Source organism: Nocardioides sp. (genome assembly GCF_051876515.1).
Taxonomy (GTDB): Bacteria; Actinomycetota; Actinomycetes; order Propionibacteriales; family Nocardioidaceae; genus Nocardioides.
On record NZ_JBJEHY010000095.1, the window covers coordinates 1 to 12879 of the forward strand.

Consider the following 12879-nt stretch of genomic DNA (forward strand, 5'->3'; position numbering starts at 1 on the left):
GTGCTCATCGGGCCACCTCCCGGTCGGCGTCGGTCCCGGTGTCGGTGCCTGGTGTCGCGGAGTGGCCGGTGAGGGCGAGGAAGACGTCGTCGAGGGTGTCGCCGCCGGCCTGCGCCTTGAGGTCGGCCGGGGTTCCCTCGGCCACCAGACGGCCAGCGTCGAGCAGCCCGACCGTGTGCGCGAGCTGGTCGGCCTCCTCGAGGTACTGCGTGGTGAGCAGGACGGTGACCCCCTCGGCCAGCAGCTCGCGCACGATCTGCCACAGGTCCCGCCGGCTGCGCGGGTCGAGCCCCGTGGTCGGCTCGTCGAGGAAGATCAGCCGCGGTCGGGCGACCAGCGTCATGGCGAGGTCGAGGCGTCGCTTCATCCCGCCCGAGTACGTGGACGCCCGCCGGTCGGCGGCGTCGGCCAGGTCGAAGCGGCCCAGCAGGTCCTCGACCCGGGCCCGGGCCTCGATCCGGGGCAGGTGCGCCAGGTCGGCCATCAAGCGCAGGTTCTCGCGGCCGGTGAGCAGCTCGTCGACCGCGGAGAACTGCCCCGTCACCCCGATCGAGCGGCGCACGGCGTCGGAGTCGGTTCGGACGTCGTACCCGCCCACCCGCGCAGTGCCGGCGTCGGCGGTGATCAGGGTGGACAGGATGTTGACGACGGTGGTCTTGCCGGCGCCGTTGGGGCCGAGCAGCGCGTACACGGTGCCGGTGGGCACGGTGAGGTCGACGCCGCGCAGGACGGCGGTGGGGCCGTACGACTTGGTGAGCCCGGAGACCTCGATCGCGGTGGTGGAAGTGGTCATACCGACAGCGTGCGGGGTTGACGCTGCGTCAAGGTCAAGCCGGCACCTGCCCCGATCCGGGGCCGAGCAGGTCTGGCGTGTCGGGGCACGTGTCGCGCAGGCTGGACCCGACACCGAGGAGGCCCGTCGTGCCCGTGAGACTCACCGAGCTCGCCGTGGACTGCGACGAGCCCGAGCGCCTGGCCGCGTTCTGGTGCGCCGTCCTCGACTACGTGGTCGTCGACGCCGAGGACGGCCTGGTCACGATCGGCCCTGCCGACGAGGACGACGGGCGAGAGGGCCCCGGCGCCCCGGTGCTCACCTTCGCGCAGGTGCCGGAGGAGAAGGCGGTCAAGAACCGCGTCCATCTCGACCTCAGCCCCACCGACGGCGACCAGGACGGCGAGGTGCGACGCCTGATCGACCTCGGCGCCCGGCACACCGACGTCGGCCAGGACCCCGACGTCTCCTGGGTCGTCCTCGCTGACCCGGAGGGCAACGAGTTCTGCGTGCTGGCCGGCGAGTGAGTGTCGGCGCCGCCTGACACACTGGCCCGGTGAGCCGCCCGATCGCCCTGAACCCCGACTCCCGCGCCGCCGCCCTCGAGGCGATGGCCAGCACCGAGCTCGACGTCCTCGTCGTGGGAGGGGGAGTGGTCGGCGCCGGCGCCGCGCTCGACGCCGTCACCCGCGGTCTGTCCGCCGGCCTGGTCGAGCAGCGCGACCTCGCCTCGGGGACCTCCAGCCGGTCCTCCAAGCTGGTCCACGGCGGCCTGCGCTACCTGGAGATGTTCGACTTCGCGCTGGTCCGCGAGGCCCTCACCGAGCGCGGCCTGCTGCTGACCCGGCTCGCGCCGCACCTGGTCCGCCCGGTCCCGTTCCTCTACCCGCTCGTCCACGCATGGGAGCGCCCGTACGTGGGCTCCGGCGTCGCGCTGTACGACGCGATGGCGATGAGCGGCAAGTACGACATGGGCGTCCCGCGGCACAAGCACGTCTTCCGCAAGGAGCTGGGCCGGATGGCGCCCGACCTCAAGGTCGACGAGCTGCACGGGGCGATCCGCTACTACGACTGCCAGGTCGACGACGCCCGTCTGGTGATGACGCTGGCCCGTACGGCGGCCAACAACGGCGCGCACGTCGCCACCCGGACCCAGGTGACGGGCTTCCTGCGCGAGGACGGTCGCGTCGTGGGCGTGCGGGCGCGTGACCTGGAGAACCAGGTCGACCTCGAGATCCGCGCCAAGGCCGTCATCAACGCCGCGGGCGTGTGGACCGACCAGGTGCAGGAGCTCATCGGCGGCGAGGCCCAGCTCGACGTGGAGGCGTCCAAGGGCATCCACCTGGTGGTGCAGCGCGACCGGATCCGTTCGGAGGCCGGGTTCATCACCAAGACCGAGAAGTCGGTGCTCTTCGTGATCCCGTGGGGCGGGTTCTGGATCATCGGCACCACCGACACCCCGTGGGACCTCGACCTGGCCCACCCCGCCGCCAGCAAGGCCGACATCGACTACCTGCTCGGCCACGTCAACACGCTGCTGAAGGACCCGCTCGACCACTCCGACGTGGTCGGCGTGTACGCGGGCCTGCGCCCGCTGCTCAAGCCCGTCAAGCACGAGGGCGACCAGGGCGAGACGACCAAGCTGTCGCGCGAGCACACCGTCGCCGCGCCGGTGCCCGGCCTGGTGCTGATCGCGGGCGGCAAGCTCACCACGTACCGCGTGATGGCCAAGGACGCCGTCGACCACGCGCTCCGCGACGCCGAGCGGGTGCCCGCGTCGATCACCGAGCGGGTGCCGCTGATGGGGGCGTACGGGTACGAGACACGCACCAACCAGCGGGTCTCCCTGGCGCGTGCCTCGGGCCTCGACATCACCCGCATCGACCACCTGCTGGGCCGTTACGGCGGCCTGGTCGACGAGGTGCTCGACCTGGTCCAGGCGCGTCCCGAGCTCGGCGAGCCCCTGGTGGGGGCCGAGGACTACCTGGCCGCCGAGGTCGTCTACGCCGTGACCCACGAGGGTGCGCGGCACCTGGACGACGTGCTGACCCGGCGTACCCGGATCTCCATCGAGACCTTCGACCGCGGCGTGGTCGCCGCCCGCCCGGCGGCGCTCCTGATGGCGGCCGAGCTCGGCTGGGACGCGGCCCGCACCGACGACGAGGTCGACCACTACCTGCGCCGCGTCGAGGCGGAACGGCAGAGCCAGCTCAAGCTGACCGACCAGGAGGCCGACGAGGCTCGGGTCAGCGCTCCCGACATCGTCTGAGGCGGCATCTCGTCCGGCCCCTCGCGGGGCCGGTGGAGCGTCGTGCCCGCAGGTTCCGTACTCAAAGTATGGAAAACCTCCCGGACCCATTGACTGTAGAACGTGTTTCACTCATGCTTCCGGTGCGAGTGAGACGTGGATCACGCCATGGGAGGGCGCAATGACCGCACCGGAGCGACCCCCGTCGGACATGACGCTGAAGCGGTCGAGCCGGGACGCGGGTGAGGTGCCCGCGCGCCTCGCGGCGTGGCTGGCCGGGCGCCTGCCCGAGGGCGCGGACCCGGAGGTCACGCTCCACTCCGGCATCGACGCCAACGGCATGAGCTCGGAGACCCTCGTCCTCGACGTGGCCTGGACCCACGACGGGCAGCGCCGCACCGACGAGTACGTCGCACGGGTGGCACCGGCTCCCGAGGACTTCCCGATCTTCCCGCGCTACGACCTCGCCGGTCAGCACGACCTGCTGCGTCTGGTCGCCGAACGCACCGAGGTGCCGGTGCCGGCGGTCAGCCACCTGGACCCGACAGGCTCCGTGCTGGGCACCCCCTTCTTCCTCATGCAGCGCGTTGCCGGCCTCATCCCTCCCGACGTACTGCCGTACAACTTCGGCGACTCCTGGCTCAGCCAGGCCACCGCCGACGAGCAGCGGCGGCTCCAGGTCGCCACCGTCGACACGCTGGCCCGCCTGCACACCGTCGCCGCCCACGCGGTGCCGAGCCTCGACCCGGCCGCCCAGGGGCACGCGGGGCAGACCCTGCTGTCCCGCAACCTCGCCCGGATCACGCACTGGTACGAGTTCGCCACCGGCGACGCGGGACGCTCCCAGCTCGTCGAGCGCGGCCTCGCCTGGCTCGTGGCCAACGAACCGGCCGTCGACGACCGGGACGCCGTGCTGTGCTGGGGGGACTCCCGGATCGGCAACGTGATCTACGACGACTTCGCGCCCGTGGCGGTGCTCGACTGGGAGATGGCCACCACCGGTCCCCGCGAGCTCGACCTGGGCTGGCTGGTCTTCAGCCACGAGGTGTTCGAGTCCATCACCCAGCTGCTCGAGCTCCCCGGCATGCCCGACTTCCTGCGCGCCGAGGACGTGACCGCTGCGTACACCGAGGCCTCCGGGGTCAGCGTCGGCGACCTCACCTGGTACCGGGTGCTCGCCGGGGTGCAGTGGTGCATCGTCTTCATGCGCACCGGCATCCGCCAGGTCCACTTCGGCGAGATCCCCGCACCGGCGGTGGTCGAGGAGCTGTTCCACTGCGGGCCCCTGGTGACCCGCCTGCTCGACGAGGTGGGTGCCTGATGGTCGGCCCGATGGACGAGTACCCCATCCACCAGGCGCCGCTGCCGGTCACGTGGGCCGTCTCCAGCGACCGCAACGTGTACGACCGCTGCTACCTGATGGCGCACGACCGCAGCGGCGAGGTCATGGTGATCTCCGGCCTGGGGTACTACCCGAACCTCGGGGTCAAGGACGCCTTCCTCGCGGTCCGGCGCCGCACGCAGGGCCGCGACGAGACGACCGTGGTCCACCTGTCCGACCTCATCGACGACGACCGGCTGCGCCAGGGCGTCGGGACGTACTCGATCGACGTCGTCGAGCCGCTGCAGACGCTGCGCCTGACGCTGGCCGATACCGAGGGGATCAGCGCCGACCTGACCTGGACGGGGTCGTACCCGGTCGTCCAGGAGCTGCCGCACGTCATGCGCGCCGGCTCGCGGGTCACCCTCGACGCCCAGCGCTTCGCGCAGGTCGGCACCTGGGCGGGCACGCTCACCGTCGACGGCGAGGAGATCGTCGTGGACCCCGCCACCTGGGTCGGCACCCGCGACCGCTCCTGGGGGATCCGTCCGTCGGGGGAGGCCCCGCCCGCCGGCGCGCCCCTGGAACCCGCGTTCGACGGGATGTGGTGGCTCTACGTGCCGCTGCGCTTCGACGACTTCGCGGTCGTGCTGATCATCCAGGAGGAGCCCGACGGGCACCGTACGCTCAACGACTGCACCCGGGTCTGGCCCGACGGGCGTCGTGAGCAGCTCGGCTGGCCGCGCGTCCAGATCCGCTACGAGCCCGGCAGCCGTACGGCCACGTCGGCCACCATCACGTGCACCACGCCCACCGGTGACCCGGTGGTGCTGGAGGTCGACTCGCTGCTGGCCGCACCGCTGCACGTCGGGTGCGGGTACGGCGGCGACCCCGACTGGGCGCACGGCGCCTGGCGCGGCCCGGAGTTCGCCGAGCGACTCACGTACGACATGGCCTCGCCCGAGGTCCAGGGCCGCCTCATGTTCGGGATGGTCGACCACGTCGGTCGCGCCGTCCTCCGCGAGGAGGGGCAGCCGGACCGTACGGGCTGGGGCCTCTTCGAGCACGGCGTCCTCGGACGCCACGACCCCAGCGGCTTCGCCGACTGGTTCACCCTCGCCCCCTGACCCGCACCACCGCCGCTCACCCGGCCCCGAGTTGTCCCCCTAGAACGGAGCACCACGCATGTCCCTGGATCGCAAGGAACTCTTCATCGGCGGCGAGTGGGTGGCGCCTGCCACCGGCGACGTCCTCGAGGTCGTCTCCCCGCACACCGAGGAGGTGGTGGCCCGGGTGCCGGAGGGTTCGGTCGCCGACATCGACGCTGCGGTCGCCGCCGCCCGGCACGCCTTCGACCACGGACCGTGGCCGCGCATGACGCCCGCCGAGCGGATCGCTGTCATCGAGACCTTCTCCGGCCTGTACGCGGCCCGCATGGGCGAGATGGCCGACCTGATCACCACCGAGATGGGGTGCCCCACCTCGTTCGCCAACCTCGGCCAGGTGCCGGCGCCGTGGATGCAGATCGAGGCCTTCCTCGGGATCGCGCGGGAGTTCGACTGGGAGGCCGAGCGCCCCGGCGTCCTGGGTGCGCCCGTGGTCGTGCGCCGCGAGCCCGTCGGCGTGGTGGCCGCGATCCCGCCGTGGAACGTCCCCCAGTTCACGATCATCTCCAAGATCGTGCCCGCGCTCCTCGCGGGCTGCACCGTGGTCGTCAAGCCCGCCCCGGAGACGCCCCTGGACTCGTACCTGCTCGCCGAGCTCCTCGTCGAGGCCGGTGTGCCGCAGGGTGTCGTCAGCATCGTCCCGGCCGGCCGCGAGGTCGGTGAGCACCTCGTGCGGCACCCCGGCATCGACAAGGTCGCCTTCACCGGCTCCACCGCCGCCGGCCGCCTCATCGGCTCCATCTGCGGCGAGCAGCTCAAGCGGGTCAGCCTCGAGCTCGGTGGCAAGTCCGCCGCGATCGTGCTCGACGACGCCGACCTGGCGCACACCATCGAGGGGATCAAGTTCACCGGCCTGATGAACTCCGGGCAGGCCTGCGTGGCCCAGACCCGCATCCTGGCCAGCCGCAAGAACTACGACAACGTCGTCGAAGCCCTGGCCGCCGGTGTGGCCGGCATGAAGGTCGGCGACCCGTTCGACGCGGCCACCGAGATCGGACCGATGGTCGCCAAGCGCCAGCAGGACCGCGTCAGCGAGTACATCCGCATCGGGCAGGCCGAGGGCGCCACGGTCGTCACCGGCGGCGAGGGCATGCCGGAGGGTCTCGACCGGGGCTGGTACATCCGCCCGACCGTCTTCGCCGGCGTCGACAACGCGATGCGCATCGCCCAGGAGGAGATCTTCGGGCCGGTGCTGTCGGTCATCGCCTACGACGACGTCGACGACGCCGTCCGCATCGCCAACGACTCCGACTACGGCCTGGCCGGCACCGTGTGGACCGGTGACAAGGAGGCCGGTCTCGACGTGGCCCGCCAGGTGCGCGCCGGCACGTACGGCGTGAACACGTACACGATGGACTTCTCCTCGCCCTTCGGCGGTTTCAAGGCCTCCGGCATCGGTCGCGAGTTCGGCCCCGAGGGGCTGGCGCAGTACACCGAGCTGAAGTCGATCTACACCGAGGTCCCCGCCATGTGAGGCACCCCGGACGTCCTCCGCCGCGCCCCCGGTCCGTCGACCGGGGGCGCGGCGGCGTTCCGGGGTGGTGCTGGGGCGCGGACGTCTCAGAAGGGCTGGCGGCCCGGATCGCCGGCGTGGCCGAACGACTCGCGCAGGCCCGACGGCGTCCCGGCGGCCTCGAGGCCCGAGGCGATCCGGTCGACGGCACGTCGCGAGGGCCACGCGTGGACGGCGAACAGCACCAGGCTGACCAGCACGCCGACGACCGCGATCAGGAATCCGCCGTCGCCGGCCACGAAGGCGAGCGCGAGCGACACGAGCGCGACCGCCTCGCTGAGCGCCGTCCGGACCACCTGCTGGCTGGTCCACTGCCCGCGAACGGACCGCTGGACCTCGCCGGCGTCCGCGCCCGTGCGCAGCGGCTGCACCCGGTAGCCGACGGCGTCGATGAGGTACGACGTGGCGACCCCGGCGACCAGCAGCCCGCCCAGGTGGGCAGGGCGGACCACGTAGGCGTCCGGCCCGGAGAGCACGAACCACATCGCCAGCAGGATCACCGGCAGCATGGCGGCGACCGCGAGGGCGAGGATCCTCGAGATCACGGCGAGGGTGTCGTGCCGCACGGGCTGCGGGAAGCTCACAGGGTCTCCAGTTCCGGGAGGAGGTCCTCGACAGGCTAACCAGTTGGTGTGCACAGGCGCGGGCCGAGCGGCGTTCTCCACCGTTTGCTACTGCGGGGTAGGCAGGTGTGCGAGCGGTCACATACTCTCGGTTGCATGAGCGAGCCCACCCCCGACGGACAGACCGGCGGCCTCGTCGACGGCCCCCGCGACCCCGAGCACGACCCCAGCGCCCACTACGCGCTCGAGCGCAGCGACGTGGAGGCGCTGGCCGCCCGCCAGATCGCGACCACGGGCCGTACGCGCCTGGTGGTCTCCCCGCTCGGCGGTCAGCCGCTCGCGCACCTGCCGGAGTCCAGCGCGACCGACGTCACCGAGGCGTTCCGCCGCGCCCGGGTGGCGCAGAAGCAGTGGGCCCGCACACCGCTGGACACCCGCAGCGAGGCGTTGCTGCGCCTGCACGACCTGCTGCTCGACCACCAGGCCGAGCTGATCGACCTGGTCGTGTGGGAGTCGGGCAAGGCCCGCAAGGACGCCTTCCTGGAGGTCGCCCACCTGGCGATGACGGCGCGCTACTACGCGCGCACGGCCCACCAGCACCTCGACACCCGGCGCGTGCCCGGCCTGTTCCCGGTGCTCACCCGGGCCGAGGTCAACCGGGTCCCCAAGGGCGTCGTCGGCATCATCTCGCCGTGGAACTACCCGCTCACCCTGGCGCTGTGCGACGGGCTGCCGGCGCTGCTCGCGGGCAACGCGGTCGTCTCCAAGCCCGACAGCCAGACCACGCTGACCGCGCTGATGGCGGCGCGTCTGCTCGACCAGGCCGGTTTCCCCAAGGACCTGTGGCAGGTCGTGGTGGGCCCGCCGGCGGAGGTCGGCGGTGCCGTGGTCGCCCAGGCGGACTACGTCTGCTTCACCGGATCGACGGCCACCGGCAAGCTGATCGCCGCCCAGTGCGCCGAGCGGCTCATCGGCTGCTCCCTCGAGCTCGGCGGCAAGAACCCGATGCTGGTGCTGCACGACGCCAACCTCGACGCTGCCGCCGAGGGCGCGGTGCGCGCGGTCTTCTCCAACGCCGGGCAGCTGTGCATCTCCGTCGAGCGCCTCTTCGTGGCCGACCAGGTCTACGACCGCTTCGTGGAGCAGTTCGTGGCGCGCACCCGGGCGATGACGCTGGGGGCCAGTCAGGACTGGGCCGTCGACATGGGATCCCTGGTCAGCCAGGCCCAGCTCGACAAGGTCACCTCCCACGTGGAGGACGCCGTCGCCAAGGGCGCCCGTGTCCTGGCCGGCGGCAAGGCGCGGCCCGACCTGGGCCCGTACGTCTTCGAGCCGACCATCCTGGAGGGCGTCACCGCCTCCATGGACCTCTTCGCCGCCGAGACCTTCGGCCCGGTGGTCTCGGTGTACCGCTTCCACGACGAGGGGGAGGCGGTCGAGCGGGCGAACCAGGGCTCGTACGGCCTCAACGCCTCGGTCTGGACGCGGGACGGCGACCGCGGTCGCGCGGTCGCGCGGTCGCTGGTGGCCGGCACCGTCAACGTCAACGAGGGGTACGGCGCAGCCTTCGGCTCGCTGGCGGCCCCGATGGGCGGGATGCGCGAGTCCGGGCTGGGCCGCCGTCAGGGGGCCGAGGGCATCCTGCGCTACACCGAGACGCAGTCGGTGGGCACCCAGCGGGTGCTCCCGATCCGCCCCGTGCTGGGCATGTCGGAGGAGAGCTACGCCAAGGTGATGACCACGGCGCTGCGGGTCCTGAAGAAGGTCGGGCGGGCCTGAGGTGGCCGCGACCCACTACGACGTCCTGGTCGTCGGCTCGGGGTTCGGTGGGTCGGTCACCGCGCTGCGGCTCACCGAGAAGGGGTACCGGGTCGGCGTGCTGGAGGCTGGTCCCCGGTTCGCCGACGAGGACTTCCCGGCGACCTCGTTCGACCTCAAGAAGTACCTCTGGGCACCCGCGCTGGGCATGTACGGCATCCAGCGCATCGACGTGCTCAAGGACTGCCTGATCCTCGCCGGTGCGGGCGTCGGCGGCGGTTCGCTGGTCTACGCCAACACGCTGTACGAGCCGCTCGACGCGTTCTACCGCGACCCCTCGTGGGCGCACATCACCGACTGGAAGTCCGAGCTCGCGCCGTACTACGACCAGGCCAAGCGGATGCTGGGCGTGGTGACGAACCCGCGGCACACCCCCAGCGACGAGGTCATGCAGCAGGTGGCCGAGGAGATGGGGGTGGGGGAGAGCTTCCACCACGCGCCCGTCGGGGTCTTCTTCGGCCACGGCGAGGGCGCCGGCCTGGGCGAGGGCGGCGAGCGCGTCGCCGACCCGTACTTCGGTGGCGAGGGGCCCGAGCGCAACGCCTGCCGCAACTGCGGCGAGTGCATGACCGGCTGCCGGCACAACGCCAAGAACACGCTCGTCAAGAACTACCTGCACCTCGCCGAGAAGAACGGTGCCGTCGTGCACCCGCTGACCACGGTGACCCGGGTGCGTCCGCGCCCCGGCGGCGGGTACGAGGTCACCGCGCGCTGGACCAAGGCCAAGCTGTCCGCCCGCACGGCCGTCAAGACCTTCACCGCCGACCAGGTGGTCTTCGCCGCGGCCGCGCTCGGCACGCAGAAGCTCCTGCACAAGCTCAAGGGCACCGGCGACCTCCCGCACCTCTCGGAGCGGCTCGGGGTGCTCACCCGCACCAACTCCGAGGCGATCCTGGGCGCCATCGCTCCCGACGTCTCGACCGACTACTCCGAAGGTGTGGCGATCACCTCGTCCTTCCACCCCGACGAGCACACCCACATCGAGCCCGTGCGGTACGGCCACGGCTCCAACGCGATGTCGTTCATGCAGACGGTGCTGGCGGACGAGGTCCCCGGCGTCCCGCGGTGGCGCACGTGGCTGGGGGAGATGTGGAAGGAGCGCCGCAACGTCCTCGACCTGTACGACATGAAGCACTGGTCGCAGCGCTCCGTCATCGCCCTGGTCATGCAGACGCTCGACAACTCGATCACCACCCACGGTGTGCGGACCCCGGTGGGGTGGCGGATGACGTCGACCCAGGGGCACGGTGAACCGAACCCGACGTACATCCCGGTCGCGTACCGGGCCACCCGGTTGATGGCGAAGGTCATCAAGGGCACCCCGGGCGGCAACATCGGGGAACCGTTCGAGCGGCCCCTGACCGCGCACTTCATCGGTGGCTGCACGATCGGCGACTCAGCAGAGAGCGGCGTGGTCGACCCGTACCACCGGGTGCACGGCTACGAGGGGCTCCACATCGTCGACGGATCGACGATCTCGGCCAACCTGGGGGTGAACCCCTCGCTCACCATCACCGCGCAGGCGGAGCGCGCGATGTCGTTCTGGCCCAACAAGGGTGAGGCTGACCCGCGGCCCGGGCGGGACGAGTCGTACCGGCGGCTCGCCCCCGTGGCACCCGCCCGTCCGGCTGTCCCGCCCTCGGCCCCGGCCGCCCTGAGACTGCCGATCGTCGGCATCAGCTGAGGCCGTACCCCCGTCCTGACAGGACCTGAGGGCAGGACCGGCACTGTTCGGTCCTGCCCTTAGACTGTGGCCCCGTGATCAGGAGGAGGGTGCGCCGTGCGGTCGACACAGCGCGCTTGCGGTGCGGCGGAGGTCGACGTGACGTCGGTGCACCAGGTGCAGCGTGGCCATGTCCACCTCCTCGATGGTGTGCGTCGTGCGTGACGGACGCTCTATCTAGGCAATGTATAGCAACTTTCTAGACTTAAGACAAGCGGCGACCGTTCGTCACCGTGTGCGGGCTGCCGGCCGAGCGCCGATAGACTGCGCTCCGTGACGCAGACTCCCGAGCACGACCTTGTTCTCGTCGTCGACTTCGGCGCCCAGTACGCCCAGCTGATCGCGCGCCGCGTGCGCGAGGCCCGGGTCTACTCCGAGATCGTCCCGCACACCCTGCCGGTGGCCGAGATGCTGGCGCGCCAGCCCAAGGCGATCATCCTGTCCGGCGGCCCCTCGAGCGTGTACGCCGACGGTGCTCCGGGCATCTCCTCCGAGGTCTTCGAGGCGGGCGTGCCGGTCTTCGGCATGTGCTACGGGTTCCAGCTGATGGCGCAGGGCCTGGGTGGCGAGGTGGCCCGCACCGGCAACCGTGAGTACGGCCGTACGCCGCTCCAGGTCAGCGACGCCGGCACCCTGCTGGCGGGGCTGCCCAGTGAGCACAACGTGTGGATGTCGCACGGCGACTCCGTGGCCCGCGCGCCGGAGGGCTTCCGGGTCCTGGCGGCCACGGCCGACACCCCGGTGGCGGCGTTCGAGAACGTCGAGCGCGGCTTCGCGGGCGTGCAGTGGCACCCGGAGGTCCTGCACTCCGAGCACGGTCAGGCCGTCCTCGAGCACTTCCTGCACGACATCGCCGGCTGCCGGCAGACGTGGACGATGGTCAACATCGTCGAGGAGCAGGTCGAGATCATCCGCAACCAGGTCGGCGAGGGTCGCGCGATCTGCGCGCTGTCGGGCGGTGTGGACTCGGCGGTGGCCGCCGCGCTGGTGCAGCGTGCGATCGGTGACCGCCTGACCTGCGTCTACGTGGACCACGGCATGATGCGCCTGGGTGAGACCGACCAGGTGCGCTCCGACTTCGAGGAGGTCTTCAGCACCCTCGACGTGGTCGACGCGGAGGCCCAGTTCCTCGGCGCGCTGGCCGGCGTCACCGAGCCGGAGACGAAGCGCAAGATCATCGGCCACGAGTTCATCCGCACGTTCGAGGACGCCCAGGTGCGGGTCTTCGGTGAGGCGGGTCCGGGCGAGACGGCGTTCCTGGTGCAGGGCACCCTGTACCCCGACGTGGTGGAGTCCGGTGGCGGCGCTGGCACCTCGACGATCAAGTCGCACCACAACGTGGGTGGCCTGCCCGAGGACATGATGTTCGAGCTGATCGAGCCGCTGCGCGCGCTGTTCAAGGACGAGGTCCGCGCGGTCGGCGAGCAGCTCGGTCTGCCCGAGCGCATGGTGTGGCGCCAGCCCTTCCCTGGCCCCGGTCTGGGCATCCGGATCATCGGTGAGGTCACCAAGGACCGTCTCGACACCCTGCGTCAGGCCGACGCGATCGCCCGCGAGGAGCTGACCAAGGCTGGCCTGGACCGCGAGATCTGGCAGATGCCGGTGGTGCTGCTGGCCGACGTGCGCTCGGTGGGCGTGCAGGGCGACGGCCGCACGTACGGACACCCGGTCGTGCTGCGCCCCGTGACCTCCGAGGACGCCATGACGGCCGACTGGGCGCGTCTGCCGTACGAGGTGATGGAGAAGATCTCCACG

The 12879-nt window shown here is 71.6% G+C and carries 11 protein-coding genes; 8 read left to right on the top strand and 3 right to left on the bottom strand.

The genetic code is table 11. The features are described 5' to 3' along the window. Positions 1-4 precede the first annotated feature (4 nt). A complete protein-coding gene (locus tag ACI379_RS06880) occupies positions 5-793 on the bottom strand; it encodes an ABC transporter ATP-binding protein (protein WP_439791338.1) in 789 nt (262 codons plus the stop codon). 128 nt (positions 794-921) lie between these two features. On the opposite strand from ACI379_RS06880, the gene ACI379_RS06885 reads away from it, so the two are divergent. The 5 genes from ACI379_RS06885 (at position 922) to ACI379_RS06905 (ending at position 6981) form a co-directional block, all read left to right on the top strand. Next, positions 922-1299: a VOC family protein gene (locus ACI379_RS06885; RefSeq protein ID WP_439791339.1), complete on the top strand. Its 378-nt coding sequence runs from the start codon at positions 922-924 to the stop codon at positions 1297-1299. 29 nt (positions 1300-1328) lie between these two features. Then, positions 1329-3041, top strand: coding sequence for a glycerol-3-phosphate dehydrogenase/oxidase (locus ACI379_RS06890; protein WP_439791340.1), 1713 nt, complete (start codon positions 1329-1331; stop codon positions 3039-3041). Between the two features lie 160 nt (positions 3042-3201). Then, complete coding sequence (locus ACI379_RS06895; RefSeq protein WP_439791341.1) at positions 3202-4341, top strand: phosphotransferase family protein; 1140 nt, start codon at positions 3202-3204, stop codon at positions 4339-4341. 11 nt (positions 4342-4352) lie between these two features. Then, entirely contained in the window at positions 4353-5468 is a 1116-nt protein-coding gene (locus ACI379_RS06900) for a hypothetical protein (RefSeq protein WP_439791342.1), read from the top strand. A gap of 58 nt (positions 5469-5526) precedes the next feature. Further along, positions 5527-6981 carry an aldehyde dehydrogenase gene (locus tag ACI379_RS06905; protein WP_439791343.1) on the top strand — a complete coding sequence of 485 codons (1455 nt, stop codon included), beginning with the start codon at positions 5527-5529 and terminating at the stop codon, positions 6979-6981. An 86-nt stretch (positions 6982-7067) separates the two neighbouring features. Here ACI379_RS06905 and ACI379_RS06910 read toward each other — a convergent pair whose 3' ends face one another. Beyond that, positions 7068-7604, bottom strand: coding sequence for a hypothetical protein (locus ACI379_RS06910; protein WP_439791344.1), 537 nt, complete (start codon positions 7602-7604; stop codon positions 7068-7070). Between the two features lie 135 nt (positions 7605-7739). Here ACI379_RS06910 and ACI379_RS06915 point away from each other — a divergent pair, with 135 nt between their 5' ends. Together ACI379_RS06915 and ACI379_RS06920 are read left to right on the top strand one after the other, a co-directional pair. After that, a complete protein-coding gene (locus ACI379_RS06915; RefSeq protein WP_439791345.1) occupies positions 7740-9362 on the top strand; it encodes a succinic semialdehyde dehydrogenase in 1623 nt (540 codons plus the stop codon). A 1-nt stretch (position 9363) separates the two neighbouring features. Then, the gene (locus ACI379_RS06920; protein WP_439791346.1) at positions 9364-11085 is read left to right on the top strand and encodes a GMC family oxidoreductase N-terminal domain-containing protein; all 1722 of its coding nucleotides are present in this window, start codon (positions 9364-9366) and stop codon (positions 11083-11085) included. 78 nt (positions 11086-11163) lie between these two features. On the opposite strand, the gene ACI379_RS06925 is transcribed toward ACI379_RS06920, so the two are convergent. Beyond that, positions 11164-11256 carry a putative leader peptide gene (locus ACI379_RS06925; RefSeq protein WP_439791347.1) on the bottom strand — a complete coding sequence of 31 codons (93 nt, stop codon included), beginning with the start codon at positions 11254-11256 and terminating at the stop codon, positions 11164-11166. 141 nt (positions 11257-11397) lie between these two features. On the opposite strand from ACI379_RS06925, the gene guaA reads away from it, so the two are divergent. Further along, a partial coding sequence (gene guaA / locus ACI379_RS06930; protein WP_439791348.1) for a glutamine-hydrolyzing GMP synthase occupies positions 11398-12879 on the top strand: 1482 nt, incomplete at its 3' end.